Here is a 22579-nt window from a genome sequence, read left to right as displayed (position 1 = left end):
GTTAGAGCGTCCTTTCGTACATCGCCGCTGCGTCATGCATGCGCAACCGGGCTCAATCGCCTGACTAAAATCTCGGCCGCTCACGGTTGCGCATCGCGGCCCGGCAAACTAATCGGGTGCTCTCAAACAGAAAAAGACTGACAGGCAAAAGGACGCACTCCATGGAAATCGAGAAAAAGCGCAGGCACACGTCCGGACGAACCCTGCTCTGGTCCGTCGCTGCGATTGCCGTGATCGCGGCAGCGGGCGTGGTCGGCGGCAAGGTCATGCTGGAGAAGACGGTCAGGACCAGTCTAGAGCAGAGCGGAGCGCAGGCGGCCTCGGTCGAGGTCGACTTCACGGGTCATGTCCATCTGAGCGATGTGACCGTTCCGCTGGAAAATGACCAGACGCTGCATATCGCCTCCATAGAGGCGCGGCCAGAATTCCTGTTTCTTTCCGGCATGATCGACGCAAGGGACCTCGCCTTTGAGGCAGGCCCGATGCATGTCTCTGTCCCGAGCGTGCTGATTGAGGACGCCGGCATCAACCGCGCCTTTCTCGCCGCGGCGTCCGGCGAGGCCGATCTGACGCCCGCCGAGCGCGTCGCGCGGCTTTCGGCAGGCCGCATCGAGATAGCGTCCGTCGCGGTCTCCCAGAGCCAGCAGGGGATTGACCAGACCACGACCTATTCCGACGTCGCGCTCGAGAACATCGTCGACGGCCATGTCGGACGCTATTTTGCAAGCGGCATGACTAGCGACACGGAAGTCGCTCCCGATCCGCGCGCAGACGGGGATGCGGAGCCGGTATCCGTCAAGCTTTCGGTCGGCGCGATCGAGGGCGAGGACATCGATGCCCCCTTCCTGACGCGGATCTACACGGAAGCGAAGCCGGCCGATGGCGAGAACGCGGCGCAACAGGTCTACGGCCCGGTCACGGCGAAGGATTTCGTGATGGAGACCGCAGACGGCCGGGTGACCTATGCGGAGATGAGCAGCGACGGCTTTTCCATGCGCCTTGCCGATGAGCCGTTCCTCACAACGCTGGAAAGGCTGGGAGCGTTATCGGACACCGAGGCGCTGCTGCCCGGCGACGAAGAGCGGCTGGGTCTCGAGGCCTTTCTGCTTCTCGATGCCATCGCGAAAGGCGACCTGCAGATTTCCGGCATTGGCCTGACCACGGACGCGGAGCCGGACATGACCTTCGCGATCGATAGACTGGCAGTCACGTTTGATGATCTTGTCCTCGGCTTTTCGATGGACGGGCTTGACGTGCGCGCCGGAGACGACTCCCTGACCGTGCGAAGCGCGTCGTGGACTGACTTTTCGCTGGCTCCCACGCTGGCGGGGATTCGCGAATATCTCAAGGCCGGCCCCGGCGCGCCGGACATGGCCTGGAAGGCTGCGTTCCTGCCTGGTTTCGGCACCCTCAGCCTGTCGGATTATGCCGTCAACATGAACCCCGGCGCTGAAAACGGTTTCGATGTCGAGAAGCCTCTCAATGTCGCGGTCAAGGATTTCAGCCTGGCGCTTCAAGACCCCGTCAACGGCATCCCCAGCGATATCCGCATGGTGATGAACGAACTGAAGCTGGATCTGGCGGGACACGACGACAACGAGGCGTTCGCCCTCTTGAAACAGCTCGGCTATCAGGAGGTGAATATCTCTGAAAACATCGCGCTTCACTGGGACAAGGCGAACAAGGCGCTGATCGTCGAAGACATCGGTTTCAGCGGCGACAACATGGGAAGCGTCTCGCTTTCCGGCGTGGTCGGCGGCTTCGGGGAAGCGTTCTTCTCCGGCGACAAGGCGCTGATGCAGGCTGCCGTCTTCGGCCTGACCGGCCGCGCGGTGGCGCTGAAGGTCGAAAACGACGGCCTCTTTGCCCGGGCGCTGAAGCTTTACGCCGATCGGAACGGGATGAGCGTGGAACAGGCCGCGCTCACCCTGTCAATGTTGCCCTCGATTGCCGCGCAGACCGTCGGCGAGGGCGATCCCGGCGTTCAGGCCCTGATCGACGCGGTTTCGGCCTTCATCGCCGACCCGAATAAGCTGGAAATCGCCATAACCGCGAAATCGGACCAGGGCATCGGCGCACCGGCCTTCATGGCCGCGACGATGGATCCGGCAAGCCTGCTGCAACAGGTCGATATCACGGCAAAGGCAGACTGAGAGGCAGGCCGGCGGCCCCGTCTCGGGGCTGCCGGCTTCACATGCCATCCCGGTCATCCGGCGGCGGCGGTCGGGGGCTCGTCACCGAGATTGCGCGATACCCTCTGCGCCAACGCCCGCTGGCCAGTTCGCGCAAGGCGATGACACGATGCAACCGGCGCCGCCAGCGGCCGAATGTCAGGCCGGTTTCCCCGAGCATCAGCCGTTTGAGGGATCGCTCGCCCATGGCGGCACAAGCCACCCGGGATGATCCGCGGGGCGAAAGGGTTGCAGATCACCGCTCTTGCCCTTAATTTTGCTCCTGGCTTACACAAAAGAGTGGAAATCACCCTCCTCAATGGTCACATAGTCTGATGCTGGACGAAACAATCGATACCGAACGGATTTATGCGCTCTGGGACGAGCTTTCGGATTTCGAGGCCTCGCGCATGCCTGAGGCGCGCGTGCATCTGCTGTCTGTCGTTTGCGATATGATCGACGCGCGGCAGGCCGACTGGATCGGCGCCGTCAGGCTTGTCGACAACATCCATCGCGATCCGCTTTTCGGCTGGCGCCCGCGCAGCCTTTCGGCCCTTTATCCAGACGCGGAAGCCGCGCGGACCATCCAGGAAGCCTTTGCCCTGATGGAGAAGGGCGAACCCGACATCACCACGATCCGCAATGCCGAGCTTGCCGGACAGTTCCGGGTTTTCATGCTGGACGAACTTGCAACGCCCGAATGGTTTGAAAGCTATTCCTACAAGACCTTCTATCGCGGTCTGGACCGGCTGGATTCGATCTGGGTCGGCATTCCCATCAATGCCGACGCCGAGATCCAGATCGGCTTTCACCGCGCGCTCTCGCAACCGCGATTTTCGGAGCGCGATCGGCGGATTGTGACGCACGCCCTGCGCGGCATTCGCTGGTTCTATCGGCTGCAGATGCTGTCGGAAGGGATCGGGGTCGCATCCGAACCCTTGACGCCGATGGAAGGCAGGGTGCTGCGCGACCTGCTGCAGGGGCTTTCGGAGCGCCAGATCGCCGAAAACAACGGCCAGAGCCCGCATACCGTCCATGATCATGTCAAGCGGATCTACCGCAAATACGGCGTCTCCAGCCGCGCCGCGCTGATGGCGCTCTGGCTGGGTCAGCCCATACCCCCCTGATCAGGGGATTCCAAACGCAGGACGGCTGGTCGATAAGCCTTGGCAAAACAGGGTCTCGTCAAATCCGGCGCCCGGCGCCGCCGTCATCAGGCTGAATGGAGAGCAGGGTCCCTTGTGCAACGATCAATGTTGGGGGAACCATGCGTCAAACAGCCCTGTCAGAGAATCCCGGTTTCTTGACGGTAACGCACCTGAAGTTGCTTGCACTGCTCGATGAGGAAAAGGCTGGGGTCAGCCTTCCGGAGACATCGCGCAAAAACAGTCCTCCCGCGCGTCCGGCTTCCTCATGGTGGGGGTTTCTCGCCTGTGGTCCGCTGGCGATCGTCGGCCTCTTCGCGCATGCCGACACGGCGCACGCGCAAACCGCAGAGCGGATCGAGCAGACGGTGGCCGGCCAGACGACCATTCTCGAGCGCTTCACCCCGCCGCAGCGTATCGGCACGGTCGATATCAAGGTCCAGGACCAGCGCAAGCGCACCCCCGAAAAGGATGCCGCCCAGGTTCGCTTCACGCTGAATTCCCTGACGGTCGAGGGCGCGGAGACGCTTTCCGACGCTGCGTTTTCCGATCTCTGGCAGGGCATGACGGGCAAGGTCATCACGCTTGCCGATCTCTATCGCATCGCCGCGGAGATCGACGCCCGGTATCTGAGCGCTGGCTATCTCGCCATGACCGTCGTGCCGATCCAGGACTTTTCTACGGGAAAGATTACGATCAGGGTCTATGAGAGCTATGTCGAGACGCTGGAAGTCAACAGCGCCATTCCCGGCATCCGCAAGCGGCTTGCGCCCTATATCGACCGGATCATCGCGATGCGGCCGATCCGGATCAAGGAGGCCGAGCGCATCCTGCTGCTGATGAGCGATCTCGGCGGGCTCGATATCGAAGGCACTCTGATCCGACCGGAGACCCCGCAAGGCGGCGGGACTCTGCGGCTCGACATCGGTTTCGACCGCGCCTCGGCCGCAGCCGGGCTCGACAATCTCGGGACCGATGAGGTCGGACCGCTGGAACTCTCCGGCAATGTCACCGTCAACGACATGCTGGGACTTTTCGACACGGCGAGCCTCGTCGGCGTCACGGTTCCCGACACGCCGCAGGAGATGATTTTTCTTCAGGCATCGCAGGATATCCCGATCGGCTTCAACGGCCTGTCCGCCGGATATGACCTTTCCTACATCACCCAGAAGCCCGGCGGCGACCTGAAGGCCGACGATATTCATATCGAGTCCGTGATCGGCACGGCGCGGCTCGACTATCCCTTCATACGCACGATCGACCAGAGCCTTTTCGGCAGGATCGAGGTCAATCTGCGCAATGACCGCGTCGATGTGATGGGCGCCCGGGCGGCGCGCGAGCAGACGCGGTGGGCGGCCATGTCGCTGACCTACGACCGGCAGAACGGCGACACGGCTTTTCTCACAACGGCCGAATTCGGCCAGGGGCTGGGACAGGAAACCGCCCTTCCGGAAGTGCCGGAGGATTATCGGTTCGCGCGGGTGAATTTCGACATCGCGCATGATCTTGGCGCCGACACCGCGATCCGGCTGCGAAGTGCCGGGCAGTATTCCCCAACGCCGCTGCCGGCGGCCGCGCAGTTTTCGCTCGGCGGCGATCCCTATGGCTGGGCGTTTGACGGCGGCACGCTTTCCGGCGCCAGCGGGGCGGCGGCTGCCCTGGAACTCAGCCATGACATTGAAACCGGCTGGTCGGCGCTCCCGGGTCTGACCTGGACGACGTTTGCGGATTACGGCGTGGTCTGGAACGAAGCGGCGAGCGCGGACTATGCCCGCGATGCCCTCGGCTCCGTCGGCGTCGGCGTGAGCGGCATGCTGGCGGAGAAAATGAGTTTTCAGCTGATCGCGGCCGTGCCGTGGTACAGTCCCGACAATGGCGAGGATAAGGGGCTCAGGATCTTCTTCAGGCTGGGGCTGCCGCTCTGAGCCGGGACTGACCGCATCAGCATTCGACAACGAGATATTCCGGCCGCGCCGGTGATTGCAACAAGGATAGGGGTTATCATGTCACAGTTCAGGGCTTCGCGCCGCCATTTCCTGGCAACGGTTTCGCTGGCTTCCGCTTCGCTGGCCTTGCTCTCGGCTCCGGCACTTGCCGATATGCTGCCGCCGTCACGCACGCCAGGCGTCCCGGTTCCGCCCGGACAGATCGACGCGGCCGTGGCGGCGCTTGACGGCATCGTCGAAGACATCAAGGCTCACAGCGGCGTGCCCGGCCTTGCCGTCGCCGTGGTTCACGGCGGCGAGACCGTCTATGCAAAGGGCTTCGGCACGCGCGGCGGCGAGGGCGACCTGCCCGTGACGCCCGATACCGTGTTCCAGCTCGCTTCGCTGTCCAAGTCCGTCGGCGCGACGGCCGTCGCCCGTCAGGTCAGCCGCGGCGTGGTCTCCTGGGACAGCCGCATGCGGGATCTGCTGCCATGGTTTTCGCTCTCCGATGCGGCGGTGACGGAACGGCTGACGATCGGCGATCTCTACAGCCACCGCTCCGGCCTGCCGGACCATGCCGGCGATGAACTCGAGGACCTCGGCTTCGACCGCCGGACCATTCTCGAGCGGTTGAGGCTCCAGCCGCTTTCGCCCTTCCGCACCAGTTACGCCTATACCAATTTCGGCCTGACGGCGGCGGCTGAAGCTGTTGCGGAGGCTTCCGGCATGACGTGGAGCGAGCTTACGGAAGAAGCGCTGTTTCAGCCGCTTGGCATGACCGAGACCAGCGCGCGCTTTGACGATTTCATGGCGCGGGAAAACCGGGCGACGCCCCATGCCAAGACCCCGGACGGCTTTCAAGCGCTCTACCAGCGCGAGCCCGATGCCCAGTCCCCGGCGGGCGGCGTCAGCTCGACGGCCAACGACATGACAAAATGGATGAAGATGGTGCTCGCCGATGGCGGCGACCTCATCCGCCCCGAAGCCCTGCAGCCGGCGATCAGCCCGCAGAGCTTTTCCAGCAGGCCGCGCAGCCCGGATGAACGCGCGGGTTTTTACGGCTATGGCTTCGGCGTTGGCACCGACCCGAGCGGCCGGGTGGTGCTCAGCCATTCCGGCGCCTTCATTCTGGGCGCTGCCACCTATTTCGCGCTGATCCCCTCGCTCGATGTCGGGATCGTGGTGCTCTCCAACGCCGCTCCGGTGGGCGCCGTCGAGGCGATCGGCGCGAGCTTTACCGACATGGTTCAGACCGGCAGCGTGACCCGCGACTGGTTCTCAGGCTATGAGGCGCTGTTTGCCGGACTTTACACGCCGCTCGGCGAGACCGCCGGAATGCCGTTTCCCCAGGCGGCCGCGGCGGCGGCGCCCGCCAGCTATCTGATCGGTCGCTACAGCCATCCCTATTTCGGAACCGTGGAGGTGGTCGAGGACGCGGCCGACGGCCTGGTCTTGCTGGCCGGACCCGAGCCGAAGGCGTTTCCGCTGATGCCGTGGGACGGCGCAATGATGGTGTTCGATATCGAAAATGAGAACGCCCCCGCGGGCTCCCGCTCCGCCGCCACGTTTTCCGGCGGCCAGGACAAGGCGGAAACGCTGGAGGTCGAACTCTTCGTCATGAACGGACCGGCTCGGTTCGAGCGGGTATAGAGCGGTTTCCAGCCAATCATTCTGGGGCAACGCCTTGCGGGCGGATCGTGTCCCGCGGCGCGGCGCATCTTCCGGATCGGCCGCACTAGATGTGGGCTTTCAGGAGGTTGTCCATTCGGAGCGTACCGAGGAGACTGGAGTTACCACGCTTCAGCACTCACCGGAGGCTCCGAATGAACATTCACAAGAATGCCCGACTGACCCCGCTGCGTCGAGAGGAGATGGCTGTTGCCGTTCTGTCTGGCGCGCTCACGAAAGCGCAGGCGGCTTTAGTCTATGCCGTTTCCCACAAGATCGTGTCTCGTTGGGTCGAGCGCTTCAGAAAGGGTGGACGCGCTGCAATGGCTGACCGGTCGTCGCGGCCCAGAAGCAGTCCCCGGCAGACCGATGCCATCTTGTGCGAGCGCATTGCCGCCCTTCGTCGTCAGCGCCTGACCGGCAGGCACATCGCCATGGAGACAGGCGTGTCACCGGCCACCGTCAGCCGCGTTCTCAAGCGGGTCGGTTTGTCCCGGATGAAGGACATTGCTCCAGCCGAACCGGTCGTGCGTTACGAATATGACGAGCCGGGCGGCCTGATCCATCTCGACATCAAGCGCCTTGGCCGCTTTAATCGCGTCGGCCACCGCATCACAGGTGACAGGACCGGCCAGAGCAATTCACGCGGCATCGGCTGGGAATATGTGCATGTGTGTATCGACGATGCATCCCGGATCGCATTCACTGACATCTTGCCCAACGAGAAGGCTGAAAGCGCCGTCGCATTTCTCAAGGCGGCAGTCGCCTATTATCAAAGCCTCGGCATCACGGTGAAGCGGGTCATGACCGACAATGGCTCGTGCTACATTGCCGGGGATTTCGCGAAAGCCTGCAAGGCGCTCCATCTGAAACATATTCGTACCAAACCTTACACGCCAAAGACAAACGGCAAGGCCGAGCGCTTCATCCAGACAGCATTGCGCGAATGGGCCTATGCGCGCGCCTATCCATCCTCAGAGCACCGAAAACGGCATCTGCCGAACTGGAACCACATGTACAATTGGCACCGTCCGCATGGCGGCATAAAGTCAAAAACACCGATCAGTCGACTCGGCATGAACCGAGACAACCTCTTGAGGCTCCACATCTAGAGCGCCGTGCGTCCATTCGGACGCACAAAGGACGCTCTAAACTATTGAATCTACGCATCGTGCTTTCCGAAAATCGATTCCGATTTTCGGGCCGATGCGCTAGCGGTATCGCCGCTTCCAGCATGCGATCGCGCGCGCCCTGCGGCATCATCGCTGCTCGATGCGGCGTTGTCGCTGGTCCGCGCCAAGGGCTGCACGGCCACCGCCGGCGCATTCTTCGCCAGCGCCCCCTATCACGACCATGATGATCCGTTCGAGCGGCTGATCGGCTACATCGAGTTCCGCAAGGCGATCATCGAGGGCGACCTCGCCGCGTTCACCTGTCTCGTCGGCACCATGACGCAGGAGGTCTATGGGTCAAATCCGGCGATCCGCGATGCCTGCGCGGCAAGCATTTTCGGGCATGCGGCCACGCTGGAGCCCGACATCGAGGCGGCGATGAAAGCGCGCGGGATTGCGGCAGACTGGACGCGCGCCAGCCTGGCCGCCCACACCCAGGCCGTGCTGCAGGGCGCGTTCATACTGGCCAAGGCGACGGGCGACCGCGCAATCGCGCGCGAGACCGTCGATCACCCGAGACGCTATCTGCTGCTCCTGTTCGAAACGGCGCCGAAGATCGGTGCCTCGCATTCCCGAGGAGGATCATCACATGACTGGAATTCCAAATCCTGGAACGAAGGCGATCTCCGGAATTGCCCGCCGGTCCGGATTTGTGTTCAATGCACCGCGTCCATAAGTATACCGTCAAGTCATGAGATGCGGAGATCGGGTCAATTGAGATTACGCGCGGTTCTGACGTTCGCTCTCGTTTTGACCGCCGCCGCGGGCTTTCTTCTTTGGCGGCTGGCCGATCATGACCTCGACCGGCGCAACAGCGAGCGCTTCGACTTCGTTTCCGCGGGCGCGTCCGTGTCGGGGACGCTCTGGCTTCCCGACGAGACGCCAAGGGCAGCCGTTGTCCTCGTCCATGGCGACGGCGCCCAGGATCGCACGTCAGAAGGCGGATACGCTCCGCTGATCAACGCCATGCTCGATCGAGGCATCGCGGTGGCGTCCTGGGACAAGCCTGGCGTCGGTTCGTCTGCGGGTAACTGGCTGCAACAGACCATGGAAGAGCGTGCGGACGAAACGCGCATTGCGCTTCAGCTGCTGGCCCGGCGTTTCGATGGCCTTGCACGCGGGGCTGTCGGCTTTTCTCAGGCTGGCTGGGTGCTGCCGCAGCTTTCATCCAACGATGCGGATTTTGTCGTTCTGGTCGGAGCGGCCGTGTCCTGGCAGGATCAGGGGGACTATTACACGCGCACGCGGCTTGCGCGCGAGGGGCTTGATCCGCCGGCGGTCGATCTGGCGATTGCCGATCAGAAGAAGGAAGACGCGCGCATCTTCGGGCCGGAGGCGGCCAGTGCGCCCGCCGGAATGTCGGCAGATCGCTGGCAGTTCATCAGGATCAACCGATACGCCGATGCGCGCTCTGCGCTTGCCCGGCTCGATCTGCCCTTGCTTGCCATCTGGGGCGCAAACGACCTGAATGTCGAGCCTGAGCGCAATGCGGCAATCTTTCGTGAACTCGTTTCCGGGCGGAATAGCCAGAGCGAGATCATCATCTGGCCTGGGGCCACGCATGGCCTTTTGAAATCATCCGCCTACAACTGGCAACTGGCCGATGACTGGACCTGGTTTGCAATCATGCGCTTTGTCCTCGAGGGCCGTCACGCCTTTGCGCCCGGTGCGCTCGACACGGTAACCGAATGGATCCTGGCCAGAGGCAAAGTCGGAGCGTCGGTGCGGCAACAATCATGAGAAACCTTCCGAGGGGATGAAAGGTTGCCGACCATTGCGCCGCGACCGGCATGTGCCCGGTCAGTTGCGGGCGCCATCTCTCAGCAGCATCGCCTCGATATCATCGAGTTGCGATTGCAGGTCGACGCTGTCCTCCGCCCCCCAGATGCGCAATGTGAACAGCCCCTCCACCGCCAGAAAGGCCGTTCGCGCCGCACGCGCCTCTTTGCTGTCGCCCATTCGGGACAGGATCGAGCGGTACCAGTTCGCCGTCTCCATGCGGTTTTGCGGGTTTTGCATGTAGGCGATCATGAGCCCCGCCAGCTTGGCGTCAATGGTCCCCTGCGACGTGCGCATGGCGGCGATGTAGCTCAGCACAAAGCCGATCGGCCCCACGCTCTCGATGTCGGCGACAAGGGCATCGAATTGGGTGGTCCAACGATCGACGAGGCCTTTGACCAGTTCATCCTTCGACGAAAATGAATATTGAACGCCGCCTTTCGATATGCCCGCAGCTTTCGCCAGGGCATCGATCGTCAGCGCCTGTGGCCCCTCGATGTTCACGATGTCCTCGGCGATCGTCAAAAGCCGGTCCCGGCTGATCGTCGGTTTTCTTCCCATCGTCTCTCCTTCAACAAACGGAATTCAGGATTGAAATCCATACGTATGTATTTATATACGGCGCTGCAATTTATCAGTCAGGTGACCCAATGTCTGCCCCTCCTCGTGATCCGAAGCGATGGCTCGTCCTCGTTGCCGTGACGCTCGCCTTCCTCCCCGTCGTCATCGACATGACCGTGCTCCACGTCGTGATCCCGACACTGACCCAGTCGCTTGGCGCCTCCGGCACGGAAGTGCTCTGGATCATTGACATCTATCCCCTCCTCATGGCCGGCCTGCTGGTGCCCATGGGCACGCTGGCGGACCGTGTGGGAAACAGGAAGGTGCTATTGTCGGGCCTTGCGATCTTCGCCTTCGCATCGGTTGCGGCCGCCTTTTCCACAAGCGCGGCGATGCTGATCGGGGCGCGCATCCTGCTTGCGTTCGGCGGCTCGATGATCGTGCCTTGCGTGCTGGGGATCATTCGACGCACCTTCGAGGATGCTGACGAGCGTGCGGTCGCGCTTGGATTATGGGGAACGATCGGATCGGCGGGCGCAGCCCTCGGCCCGTTGGCCGGCGGCGGACTTTTGCAGCATTTCTGGTGGGGTTCGGTGTTCCTCATCAACGTTCCGCTCATGCTGGTGGTCGCGCCCGCATGCTATTTCCTTTTGCCGAGAAAGGAAGCGACAACGCCCGGAAAATGGGCCTTCGGCCAGGCGCTGCTGCTGATCGCCGGCATGATTTCGCTTGTCTACGCCATCAAGGCGGGCTTCGGCGGCAGCAAGCCGCTCGCGATCATTCTCCCGATCCTGGCCTTCGGCATCGCCATGCTGGCGCTTTTCACGCGCACACAGCTTCGCTCGGACAATCCGATGCTGGACCTCACCCTGTTTTCCCGTCCCGCGATCGTGGCCGGCATCATCATGGCGCTTGTGGCCACTGCCGCGCTTTCCGGCGTCGAGCTGACGCTCGCCCAGGAATTGCAATACGTGATCGGCAAGACGCCGCTTGAGGCGGGCATCTTCATGATCCCGATCATGGTCGCGGCCGCGATCGGCGGGCCCATAGCCGGCTGGTTGTCGAACACGTTCGGGCTGCGCCGGGTGGCGACGCTGTCGCTGCTGCTCGCCGCCGGTTCGCTGGCCTATCTCGGCTGCGCCGATTTCCGCGCTCCGGGCTTTGACGTCCCGGCCGCGCTGGCTGTGGCCGGCCTCACCCTCAGCACCGGGCTGACGGCGTCATCAATCGCCATCATGGGGTCTGTGGAGCCCGAAAAAGGAGGCGCGGCAGGCTCGCTCGAGGGCACGGGTTATGAACTCGGCTCCGGCCTCGGGATCACTCTTTTCGGCGTGTTCATGGCGAGCGTCTTCGGTCGGGCCATCGAAATGCCGCCGGACCTGGCATTGCCCCTTGCCGAACAGGCGCGCCGTTCCATTGGCGACACCTATCTTGTGGCGGCGCAGCTGCCCGGCGAACAGGGCGCCGCCCTGATTGCCGCCGGCAAGGCCGCATTCAGCGCAGCCCACGTTGCATTGCTGTCCGTCGCGTCCGCCGTGATCGCGGCCCTTGCCATCTCCGTCTACGTGCTGCTGGCCCGCTATCGCCCGATCGGAGGCGCTGGCCACTGAATGCGCCGGTCAGAGGCCGGCAGCGTACGCCCCGGGAGCGATGCGCCTTGACGGGTCCCGGCGCGGCAACCGGATTTCGACGGCAAGGCCGGCGTTTTGGGAAGGAAGGATCAGCGCATCGCCGCCATGCGCCTTTGCGATCGCCCTGACGATGGGCAGGCCGAGACCCGAACCGCCTCTGGCCCGCCCGCGCGAACTGTCCGCGCGCCAGAACCGCTCGAAGGCGCGCGCGCGGTTTTCTTCGGAAAGCCCGGGGCCGGTATCGGTGCAGCGGAAGAAGACGTGCTCTCCGGCGCGGCCGGTCTCCACGAGCACGGTGGTTTGCGGCGCATAGCGGCAGCAGTTTTCGAGGAGCGCGACAAAGGCCTGCCGCAATCGCGAGCGGTCGGCATGGGTGACCACGCTCTCCAATTGCCGCTTGATGGTGATCCCGGCCGTGGCGAGCGGCTCCTCGAGCGAGGTCAGCGCCGCCTCGGCCTCCTCGGCAAGATCAAGATGCGAGACCTGCAGTTCGAGCTGGCCGGCATTGCCCAGCGCCAGCGTGCGCAACTCCTCCACGATGGCCGACAGATCATCGACATGCTCGATGAGCCGGCCATAAAGCGCCGGGCTGGGCTCAAAGGCGCCGTCCAGCAGGCCCTGCAAACGCCCGCGCAAAATGGTCAGAGGGGTCCTGAGCTCATGCGCGATCGCCGAGTTCGAATATTGCAGCTCGGCCTCGGCGCGCTGCAGGCGCTCCGCCATCTGGTTGAAATCGCCGACCAGATCGCCGGCCTCGCCGAAATTGCCGCGGCGCACCGATGCGCGCGCCGAGAAATCCCCCTCCGCGACCTGGCGCGCGGCCCCGGCAACCGATTTCAACGGCGCGACGATCCGCCTTGCGAGGAACCAGCCCAGCAATGAGGCCGACGCGATGCCGATGCCGAGCAGCAGGCCCAGGGTGACGATATCGCCGGTGCGCAGAAAGTCATCGTCGGTGAACTCGGGATAGAGCCATTCATAGATGAAGAAGAAATAGGCGATCAGGCCGAAATAGACGACGGCGAAGGCAAGCAGCGTCAATGCGATCATCGCGCGGACAATCTGGGAATTCAGGTTTCTAGCCATCGATGCTGTCCAGTCGGTAGCCGACGCCGCGCACGCCGGTGAGCAATCCGTCCGCTCCGGCGGCGGAAAGCTTGCGGCGCAGATTGCTGACATGGCTGTCCACGGTGCGGTCGAGCGCCTCGCCTTCCGGCAGGCAGGCATCGACCAGTTCCGAGCGCTCGAACGCCCGTCCCGGGCTTGCCGCCATATGGGCGAGAATGCGGAACTCGGTCCGGGTCAGGTCGAGCGCCGCCGATCCGGCCGGCGTTGCGACCGCCGCGCGATGGGCCAGCGGATCCACGGTCAGCGGCCCGACGCGCAGCACCTCATCGCCGCCGCGCCCCATCGTGCGGCGCAGAACGGCCTTGGCGCGGGCCACGACCTCAAGCGGATTGAACGGCTTGACGACATAGTCGTCAGCGCCGATGCGCAGCGCCTGCAGCTTGTCGAGATCCTCCGCCAGCGCGGTGACCATGATCACCGGCGTGTCGCCGCGCCGCCTTATCGCCGCCAGCACCTCGTAACCGTCCTGCCCGGGCAGCTTGATGTCGAGCACGACCAGATCGGGGCGCAAGCGCAGATGATGCGCAAGCCCGACCGTCCCGTCGCCCGCGGTGATGACCCGGAAGCCCTCGCGCGCCATGTAGGTCCCAATGATTTCAGCGATCTCGGGTTCGTCTTCGATAATCAGGATCAGAGCATTGTTCATGGCCATGCCTTCGATCTTTGAGACACCGTCTCCGGATGTTCACGCAGCGCGCGCCGTGCTTTTCCCAGAGCCCTTGTTCCGCGATTTGCGCGTCGTCAGTCGACTGACTGTAACGTAAAGCACCGGCACAAAGAAAACCGCAAGCACCGTTGCCGACAGCATCCCTCCGAACACGCCGGTTCCGATGGCGTTCTGGATTTCGGAGCCGGGGCCGTGCGCGATCATCAATGGCACAACGCCGAGGATGAAAGCCAGCGAGGTCATAACGATCGGCCTGAGCCGCAACCGGGATGCCCGCAACACCGCCCGATAAAGACCCATTCCGTCGTTTCTCAGATGCCGGGCATATTCGACCAGCAAAATGGCGTTCTTGGCCGACAGCCCGATAATGGTGATCAGCCCCACCTTGAAGAACACGTCATTGTCCATGCCGCGCGCCAGCACCGCCAGCACCGCGCCGAGCACGCCGAGCGGCACGACCAGCATCACCGAAAGCGGGATCGACCAGCTTTCATAAAGTGCCGCAAGCACGAGGAACACGACCAGCATCGAGGCGGCCAGCAGCATTGGCGCCTGCGCGGCGGATTGCCTTTCCTGCAGCGACTGGCCGGTCCATTCCAGCGCGAAGCCCTGTGGCAATTGTTGCGCCAGACGCTCCATCTCGTCCATCGCCGCGCCGCTCGACACGCCGGGCGCCGCCGAGCCCGAGATATTGGCAGCGGGGTAGCCGTTGTAGCGCTCCAGTTGCAGCGGCGTCGTTTCCCAGACGGGTTCGACAACTTCGGACAGAGCCACCATGCCGCCATCGATATTGCGCACTTTCAGACGCAGGACATCCTCGACATGCATCCTCGCCGGCGCATCGGCCTGCACGACCACCTGCTGAAGCTGGCCCTTGTTGGGAAAATCGTTGACATAGTTCGATCCGATTGCCGTCGAGATCATGTCGCTGATCGCCGAGAAGGAGACGCCGAGCGCCAGCGCCTTCTGGCGATCGATCTTCAGCGCGATGCTCTGGCCGTCGGGCAGTCCGTCGGCCATCACGTCGCTCACCAGACGGCTTTGGGATGCCAGCGCGATCAACTGGTCCTCGGCCGCCTTCAGCGCGTCCGGCCCCGCATTGGCCCGGTCCTGAAGCCGCAGCGCGAAACCGGATGTGGTGCCGAGCGATTCGATGGCCGGCGGCTTCATGATCATCGCCGTGCCTTCGGGAATATCGGCCATCGCGGCTTCAGCTGCTGCGATCTCGGCATTCACCGTGGTCTTGCGCGCGCCCCAGTCCTTCAGGCTGGTGAAGGCCTGGGCGGCATTGGGGCCGGAGCCGGAAAAACCGAAGCCCAGGATAACGGTGCTCTCGACAATATCGGGCCGGGTCGCGGTATAGGCTTCATAGGCCGCAACGACCTTGCGCGTGCGCTCGGCGGTGGCGCCGGCCGGCAGTTCGAACATCGCCATGAAGTTTCCCTGGTCCTCTTCCGGCACGAAGGACGTCGCCACCCGCGCATAGCCAATGCCGAGCACCGCCAGCAACACGGCATAGACGACCAGCATCCGCCCGCCGCGCCGCAACACCCAGCCGACGCCGCCGGTATAGCGCGCGGTCAGGCTCTCGAACCTTCTGTTGAACCACCCGAAGAAGCCGGTTCTGGCGTGGCCTTGCCCTGGTTTCAGGAGCGTGGCGCAGAGCGCCGGCGTCAGCGTCAGCGCAAGGAAGGCCGAAAACAGGATCGAAACCGACATCGACAGGGTGAACTGGCGATAGATCGCGCCAACCGAACCGGCGGCCATGCCCATCGGGATGAAGACGGCGGCAAGCACCAGCGTGATACCGACGATCGCGCCTGAAATCTCGCGCATCGCCTGACGGGTGGCATCGCGTGGCGACAGACCCTGCCGCGACATGATCCGCTCGACATTCTCGACGACGACGATCGCGTCATCGACGATAATGCCGATGGCGAGCACCATGCCGAACATGGTCAGCACATTGATCGAATAGCCCGCCGCCGCCATCACCGCGAACGTGCCCAGAAGCGCGATCGGCGCCACGATGGTCGGGATCAGCGTATAGCGAATGTTCTGCAGGAACAGCAGGATCACCAGAAACACCAGCGCCATCGCCTCGATCAGGGTCTGGACGACCTTGGTGATCGATACCTTCACGAAGGGCGCGGTATTGTAGGAGATCACGACCTCCATATCCTTCGGCATCGACGGCCTCAGTTCCGCCAGGCGCTTTTCAATCGCGGCGGCGGTGGAAACGGCGTTGGCGCCGGGCCGCATCTGGATGGCGGCGGCGGCCGCCGGCTTGCCGTTGCTGCTGACGCTGAAGGCCAGCGTCTGGGCGCCGAGTTCCACCCGCGCCACATCCGACAGCAGCAGGCGCCCGCCATCGGCCTGTGCCCTCAGCGGTATCGCCGCGAATTCCTCCGGCGTGGTCAACTGGCCACGCACGGTCAGCGGCGTCGAGATCATCGTGCCGGGAACCGTCGGCTCATCGCCGACCCGGCCGGGCGAAACCTGCGCGTTTTCGCGCGTGATCGCCGCGGTCACATCGGCCATGGTCAGGTCGTAGGCCGCCAGCTTTTCCGGATCCGCCCAGACGCGCATGGCCCGCTCGGACCCGAACTGCTGCAAACGGCCGACGCCGGGAAGGCGCTTCAGCTCCTCGCCCAGATTGCGGGTGAGGTAATCGCCAAGGGCCAGTTCGTCGGTTTCGCCGCCGAGCGACTTCAGGGTGATCACCATCAGGAAACCGGATTCGGCGGCCTCGACGCTGACGCCGCTGCGCCGGACAGTCTCCGGAAGACGTGGTTCGGCATTCTTCAGGCGGTTTTGAACATCCACCTGCGCCAGCTCCGGATCGGTTCCGGGCTTGAACGTCAGCGTGATATTGGCGCCGCCGGTCGAATCGGCGGTGGATTCGTAATAGAGCACGTTCTTGACGCTCGAGAGTTCCTTCTCGATGGGCGTCACCACACTGTCATTGACGGTTTGCACGGTCGCGCCGGTATAGCTCGCGAAGACGCTGACATTCGGCGGCGCGATGACGGGAAAGCGCGCGACCGGAAGCTGCGGAATGGCGACGATGCCGGCCAGCGCGATGAAGATCGCAATCACCCAGGCAAACACCGGGCGGTCGATGAAAAATTGCGGCATGATATCCGACCTTTATTGCTTTCTGGCCGCCGGCGCGGCATCGCGCGCGGCGATAACCGGGCTGACGCGCGCGCCGTCCTGAACGCGATCCTGACCGCGAATGATGATTGTCTCGCCTGCCTTCAGGCCTGACGTGACGACAAGGCGCCCGCCTATGGCCTCGCCGAGCGCCACGTCGCGCCGCTCGGCCCGTCCGTCGACGGTCACCACCGCGATCTGCGCCTCGCCGGCGCCGGCGCGCACGACCGCCTCCTCCGGCACTAGGAGCGCATCGGGGAGCACGCCGCGCGGCAGTCGCGCGCGGACATACATGCCGGGCAGGAGCCCGAGACCGGGGTTTTCCGCCGCGACCCGGACCATGGCATTGCCGGTTCCCGGATCGACCGTGACGTCCGAGAGCACCAGCCTGCCCGGGCGGGGATGCGGCTTACCGTCCGCGTCCAGAATCTCGACCGGGCCCAGGCCCTGTTCGGCAGCAGATTGCACCCCATCGAGCTTCGTTGCGGGCAGGCGCAGGTCGACGTAAACGCGGTCCAGTTCCTGCACCACGGCAAGCTCCGTCTGGCTGGAGGCGAGAGCACCCTCGTCGGAAAGCGTACGGCCGACATAGCCCTTGATCGGCGATCTTATGGTCGCGAAATCGAGGTCCAGCATTTTGCGGTGAGCGACCGCTTGGGCCTCGGCAAGGTTCGCCTCTGCCGTGGTCAGATCGTTTTGCGCCTGCTCGTAATTCTTGCGGCTCGTCACGTTTTCCGCCATGAGCGCTTTCGCACGCGCGATCTCTTGTCTGGCATGCGCCAGCGCTCCCTCGGCACGCATGACGCCTGCCTTCGCCGTTTCGAAATCGGCCTCAAGCGGGGCCGGGTCGATTTCGAAGAGGACCTGGCCAGCCTCCACCTGCGTACCGCCTTCGGCAAGCCGCTTCTTGATGATGCCGGTCACCTGAGGCCGTATCTCGATCCGCCGATAGGCGGCCACGCGTCCGGGAAACGTGTCGGTCAGGACGACGCGCTCCGGCTCAAGCTTCAGCGTGGTGACCTGTGCGGGACCGCCCGCATAGGCAGACGGGTCTTCCGGTTGCGAAACCGCCCCGGGCCGGGAAATCAGAAACAATCCAAGGGCGGCTATGCCGACAAGAATGACGATGAATGAGAGGCGGTGCGACATGAAAGGCATCCGGATTGATGTTTGTCATCCGCACCTGACATGCGCCCTTCGGTTTTCGGTCGAGAAATGATGGAGATCTGGTGGAGATGGTCGATCGGTTCTTGAATCCGTTCTTCCGCAATGGCGGCAGTCAGCAGAGCCTTTGCGCGCGATGGCGATCGACGGGGAACGCAACCTGGGTCGTAGTGATCTCCCGGCATATGCCCGGCCGCCGCAATTCGTCGCGAGAAAGACGGCGTCCTGATGCACGGTTGGCGTTCCGCGCGCGCATACGCCAGATGCAGCAAGTTCTCCGCAACGTCCCGGCCGGCCTCATGCTTTTCAGCGGCGGCGCGTCTCGCAGGCTCTATTGGCTCATACCCCATTGGAAAAGCATTCCCGTCGAGGCCTTGTATCTGACAAAAAACATCCGTACTGTCGCAAAACATTCATTTTAAGCGGATAAATGTCTTCAAACGTACATTTATGACGTTTCAGGTACAAAGGAGAGCAAAATGAAGAAACTTGGTTTGTGGACGATCGGTACGGTTGCAGGCGCGCTGATCTCGAGCGCCGCTTTCGCCGAGACCATCACGGTTTACACGTCCTACGAAGAGGACGAGGCCGCAGCCTTTCTTGAAAAGGCAAAGGAGGCCATGCCCGATATCGACGTCAATCTTCTGAGGCTCTCCACCGGCGATCTCGCCGCCCGCATCATCGCGGAAAAGGCCAATCCCCAGCATGACGTGCTGTGGGGCTTTGCCGTCACCTCCATGGTCAACCCGCAGATCGAGGAAACCCTGGAAGCCTATGAGCCGAAGGGCATCGACACCGTCCCCGCGCAGTTCCGCGATCCCGACAACAAGTGGTTCGCGGTTACCGGCTACATGGCGGCATTCTGCGTCAACAATGAACGCCTCGAGGCCGAGGGGCTGGAAATGCCGACCTCGTGGGCCGATCTGACCGATCCGTCCTTTGCCGATGAAGTCGTCATGCCCAACCCGGCAAGCTCGGGCACCGGCTATATCCAGATCGACGCGCTGCTGCAGATGATGGGCGAAGACGAAGGCTGGACCTTCCTCGACAAGCTCGACAAGAATGTCGCGCAGTACATCAAGTCCGGCTCAAGGCCCTGCAACGTCGCCTCGATGGGCGAATACACCGTCGGCGCGTCCTACGCCATGCGCGCCATCAAGAACATCGAGGAAGGCTACCCGATCACCATGGTCGTGCCCTCCGAAGGCGCCGGCAACGAGCTGGAAGGCAACGCGCTGGTCGCTTCTTCCGAGCACAAGGATGCAGCCAAACGCTTCCTCGACTGGACCCTCAGCCCCGAAGCGGCCACTGCCTATTATGACTGGAAGACGATCGTGACGGTTCCGGGCGGCGATGTGCCGGAGCGGTTCATCTCCGCGGGCCTGCCCGAGGATGTTCCGGCCGCCCTCTTCCCGGTCGACTTCCGTGCCGCGGCCGAAGACCGCACGGAGATCATCAACACCTGGCAGGAACGCTACGAGCGCTAAGTCCTCCCGGACGACAACAAAGCCGGCGGGCGGCCATGCCCGCCGGCGCTTTCCGCCCAACGCATTTCGGCGGAGGCAAGCTTCGGCTGATCTATCTCATAGAATTGCTTTACGTGCGGCCAGTGGGAAACAGCATCGTCCTTCCCCGCCCCGCACCGCCAAACCCGCATCAGGAGAGAACGCGCGATGGACCTTTCGATCCGCAACCTTGTCAAGCGCTTCGACAGGCTGACAGCACTCGACAACGTCACGCTCGATGTCCCGCACGGAAACTTCGTCTGCTTTCTCGGGCCCTCGGGCTGCGGCAAGACCACGTTACTGCGTGTCATCGCCGGGCTTGAAGATGCGGATGAAGGCACGATCCAGCTCGGCGGCGAGGACCTGACGGCGGTGCCCACCCGGGCGCGCAATTTCGGCGTCGTGTTCCAGTCCTATTCGCTGTTTCCCAACATGAGCGCGGCGCGCAATGTCGGCTATGGGCTTGAATGCCGGCGCTGGGACAAGGCCAGGATCGGCCGCCGCGTCGATGAGATGCTCGATCTCGTGCACCTCGCCGACCATCGCGCCAAGCTGCCGGCGCAGATGTCGGGGGGCCAGCAGCAGCGCATCGCGCTGGCGCGCGCGCTCGCACCCGATCCGTCCCTGCTTCTGCTCGACGAACCGCTGTCCGCACTTGATGCCAAGGTGCGCGAGGAACTGCGCGTCGAGATCCGCGCCCTGCAGCAGCGGCTGAACCTGACCACGATCATGGTGACCCACGATCAGGAAGAGGCGCTGGCGATGGCCGATGTCGTCGTGGTCATGAACAAGGGAACCATCGAACAGATCGGTTCCCCGCGCGACCTCTATACGGAGCCGAAAACCGCTTTCGTCGCCGATTTCATCGGCCGCATGAACATCTTGCGGCTGGATGAGAACGCGCGCATGCAGCCGAGTTTCGGCGGCGTGGCGCTCCACCTTGGCGATAGCGCACACACCGCGGACCATATCACGGCTCTCGGCGTGCGCCCGGAAATGATCTCCCTGACCGACGCGGAAAGCACCGGCGACAACACGCTTGCCGCAACCGTCTCCGGCGTCACCTATCTCGGCAATATCACCCGCGTCGAGGTGTTCACGGATGCCGAGCCCGAGGCGCCGATCACCGTTGAACTGCACGGCGCAAGCGCGGTTCCGAAAGTGGGCGAGCGTCTCGGCATCGTCATCCCGGCCGAAGCCCTGAGGGTGCTTGCATGAGCAACCCCGCACAGACCACAAGTCGCCCTGCGCGCGGCACGGATATCGCCGACCGCGCCAGCGTCTGGGCGATGACGCTGTTCGTCGCAGCGCTCCTGATCATCTTTCTGCTGCTGCCGCTGCTGGGCATCCTGATGCGCAGCCTGGAGACCCCGGACGGTCTTGGCCTCGGCAACTTCGTTTCCACTTTCTCGACCCTGCGTTTCTGGCAGCTTGTCGGCGACAGCATTCTGGTTTCGCTGACCTCCACGGCGATCGTGGTGGTGGTCGCCTATGGCTATGCCTATGCGCTTCAGCGCGCGATCATCCCCGGCAAATGGTTCCTGCGGACCGTGATCCTGGTGCCGCTGTTCGCGCCGTCGCTGGTTCAGGCCCAGGGACTGATCCTGCTTCTCGGGCGTAACGGCATCCTTAACCGCTATCTCGGTTTCGATCTCGATATCTACGGTTTCTGGGGCGTGGCGATCGCCAATGCACTTTACGCCTTTCCCTACGCCTTCCTGATCCTGTCGGCGGCGCTCGCCGTGGCGGATGCCCGGATTTACGAAAGCGCGGAGGCGCTCGGCGCCGGGCCGTTGCGCATCTTCCGCGACGTCACGCTGCCGGCGACCCGCTACGGGCTGGCCGCCACGCTGTTCATCGTATTCATGCTTGCGATCACCGATTTCGGCAATCCGATGGTGATCGGCGGCGATTTCAACGTGCTGGCGACGGAAGTCTACAATCAGGTCATCGGTCAGGCCCAGTTCGGCCTCGGCGCGGTCATCGGCGTGGCGCTTCTGGTGCCCGCCATGTTCGCCAAGCTGATCGAAAAGCGGATGACGGCGCGTCAGCACGCGCTGGTCACCGAACAGTCCCGGCCGCTGACGCCGCGACCCTCGGCCCGGCGCGACCTGTTCTTCTCGCTCTATGCCTATGTGGTGGCGGGGCTGGTTGTGTCCGTGGTCGCCATCGTCGTGTTCGCGAGCTTCGTGCATCTGTGGCCCTACAATATGAGCTTCACGCTGCGCCACTACCGGTTCGACGTCCAGAACGGCACGGACCCGCTCTGGAACAGCGTTTTCGTTGCTTTTGCGACCGCCATTGTCGGCATCATCGTCACCGGGCTCGGCGCCATCGTGGTGCACAAGTTCAGGACGGCGCTGACCGGACCGCTGTCGTTTCTGGCGATCCTGCCAGCCGCCGTGCCCGGCATCGTGCTCGGTCTCGGCTATATCCTGGTGTTCAATTCACCTGCCAATCCGCTCAATTTCCTCTACGGAACCTTTGCGCTGATCGTCATTCTCGAGGTCTATTACAACCACGCCCACGCCTTCCTGATCTCGTCCACCAGTCTGAAGCAGATCGGCGCGACATTTGACGAGGCCTCGACGACGCTCGGCGGCACTTCGATGACGACCTTGCGAAAGGTCACGCTGCCGCTCATCTGGCCAACCCTTCTGGGCGTGGGCGTGTTCTATTTCATGCGTTCCATGGTCTCGCTGTCGGCGGTGATCTTTCTCGTCACCCCCTCGACCCAGCTTGCCTCCGTTTCGGTGCTGCAATTGTCGGATCGCGGCGCGATCAACCAGGCGGCCGCCTTTTCGGTCTGCATCATGGGGATCGTCGTGCTGTGCCTGATCGTCGTGCGCGTGCTGATGCGGCTCGCCGGCGTCAAGAACGTAAACCTCATAAGATAAGAGCGGA

15 protein-coding genes and 1 pseudogene are annotated in these 22579 nt (G+C 63.4%); 10 read left to right on the top strand and 6 right to left on the bottom strand.

The features are described 5' to 3' along the window. Positions 1 to 161 precede the first annotated feature (161 nt). A complete protein-coding gene (locus tag AZF01_RS21680) occupies positions 162 to 2153 on the top strand; it encodes a hypothetical protein (protein WP_024707512.1) in 1992 nt (663 codons plus the stop codon). Positions 2154 to 2206: 53 nt separating this feature from the next. Here AZF01_RS21680 and AZF01_RS24575 read toward each other — a convergent pair. Beyond that, positions 2207 to 2382 (bottom strand): annotated as a pseudogene (locus AZF01_RS24575) (AraC family transcriptional regulator); the annotation flags it as partial. 124 nt (positions 2383 to 2506) lie between these two features. Here AZF01_RS24575 and AZF01_RS21670 point away from each other — a divergent pair. The 5 genes from AZF01_RS21670 (at position 2507) to AZF01_RS24775 (ending at position 9824) form a co-directional block, all read left to right on the top strand. After that, the gene (locus AZF01_RS21670) at positions 2507 to 3298 is read left to right on the top strand and encodes a response regulator transcription factor (protein ID WP_024707514.1); all 792 of its coding nucleotides are present in this window, start codon (positions 2507 to 2509) and stop codon (positions 3296 to 3298) included. Positions 3299 to 3474: 176 nt separating this feature from the next. Further along, positions 3475 to 5241, top strand: a complete 1767-nt coding sequence (locus tag AZF01_RS21665) for a ShlB/FhaC/HecB family hemolysin secretion/activation protein (protein WP_161633017.1) — start codon at positions 3475 to 3477, stop codon at positions 5239 to 5241. Between the two features lie 78 nt (positions 5242 to 5319). Beyond that, positions 5320 to 6894: a serine hydrolase gene (locus AZF01_RS21660; protein ID WP_024707516.1), complete on the top strand. Its 1575-nt coding sequence runs from the start codon at positions 5320 to 5322 to the stop codon at positions 6892 to 6894. Positions 6895 to 7067: 173 nt separating this feature from the next. Continuing rightward, a complete protein-coding gene (locus tag AZF01_RS21655) occupies positions 7068 to 8024 on the top strand; it encodes an IS481 family transposase (protein WP_061449600.1) in 957 nt (318 codons plus the stop codon). Positions 8025 to 8192: 168 nt separating this feature from the next. Next, positions 8193 to 9824 (top strand): alpha/beta hydrolase, encoded by a 1632-nt coding sequence (locus tag AZF01_RS24775; RefSeq protein ID WP_371260719.1) that lies wholly within the window; start codon positions 8193 to 8195, stop codon positions 9822 to 9824. A 60-nt stretch (positions 9825 to 9884) separates the two neighbouring features. Here AZF01_RS24775 and AZF01_RS21640 read toward each other — a convergent pair whose 3' ends face one another. Next, entirely contained in the window at positions 9885 to 10424 is a 540-nt protein-coding gene (locus AZF01_RS21640; RefSeq protein ID WP_024705991.1) for a TetR/AcrR family transcriptional regulator, read from the bottom strand. Positions 10425 to 10513: 89 nt separating this feature from the next. On the opposite strand from AZF01_RS21640, the gene AZF01_RS21635 reads away from it, so the two are divergent. Then, positions 10514 to 12034, top strand: a complete 1521-nt coding sequence (locus tag AZF01_RS21635; protein WP_024705992.1) for an MFS transporter — start codon at positions 10514 to 10516, stop codon at positions 12032 to 12034. A gap of 9 nt (positions 12035 to 12043) precedes the next feature. On the opposite strand, the gene AZF01_RS21630 is transcribed toward AZF01_RS21635, so the two are convergent. Genes AZF01_RS21630 through AZF01_RS21615 form a run of 4 tightly spaced genes read right to left on the bottom strand, consistent with a single transcriptional unit; the run spans position 12044 to position 18155 of the window. After that, entirely contained in the window at positions 12044 to 13141 is a 1098-nt protein-coding gene (locus AZF01_RS21630; protein ID WP_051423938.1) for an ATP-binding protein, read from the bottom strand. Next, positions 13134 to 13829 (bottom strand): response regulator, encoded by a 696-nt coding sequence (locus AZF01_RS21625; RefSeq protein ID WP_024705994.1) that lies wholly within the window; start codon positions 13827 to 13829, stop codon positions 13134 to 13136. Before AZF01_RS21625 ends, AZF01_RS21630 begins: the two co-directional genes overlap by 8 nt. A gap of 39 nt (positions 13830 to 13868) precedes the next feature. Beyond that, positions 13869 to 16988, bottom strand: a complete 3120-nt coding sequence (locus tag AZF01_RS21620) for a multidrug efflux RND transporter permease subunit (protein ID WP_024705995.1) — start codon at positions 16986 to 16988, stop codon at positions 13869 to 13871. 12 nt (positions 16989 to 17000) lie between these two features. Beyond that, complete coding sequence (locus AZF01_RS21615) at positions 17001 to 18155, bottom strand: efflux RND transporter periplasmic adaptor subunit (RefSeq protein WP_024705996.1); 1155 nt, start codon at positions 18153 to 18155, stop codon at positions 17001 to 17003. A 494-nt stretch (positions 18156 to 18649) separates the two neighbouring features. Between AZF01_RS21615 and AZF01_RS21610 the strand changes: the two genes are divergently transcribed. From AZF01_RS21610 to AZF01_RS21600, 3 genes are all read left to right on the top strand, one after another. Then, entirely contained in the window at positions 18650 to 19657 is a 1008-nt protein-coding gene (locus tag AZF01_RS21610; RefSeq protein WP_024705997.1) for an ABC transporter substrate-binding protein, read from the top strand. 186 nt (positions 19658 to 19843) lie between these two features. Further along, on the top strand, positions 19844 to 20893 hold the full coding sequence (locus AZF01_RS21605; protein ID WP_024705998.1) for an ABC transporter ATP-binding protein: 1050 nt from the start codon (positions 19844 to 19846) through the stop codon (positions 20891 to 20893). After that, on the top strand, positions 20890 to 22572 hold the full coding sequence (locus AZF01_RS21600) for an ABC transporter permease subunit (RefSeq protein ID WP_024705999.1): 1683 nt from the start codon (positions 20890 to 20892) through the stop codon (positions 22570 to 22572). The genes AZF01_RS21605 and AZF01_RS21600 overlap by 4 nt, the downstream gene beginning before the upstream one ends. Positions 22573 to 22579 lie beyond the last annotated feature (7 nt).

The sequence above is a fragment of the Martelella sp. AD-3 genome, from assembly GCF_001578105.1.
Lineage (GTDB): Bacteria > Pseudomonadota > Alphaproteobacteria > Rhizobiales > Rhizobiaceae > Martelella.
The sequence above is the reverse complement of the archived record's forward strand: the minus strand, read 5'-3'. Positions and strand labels throughout refer to the sequence as shown.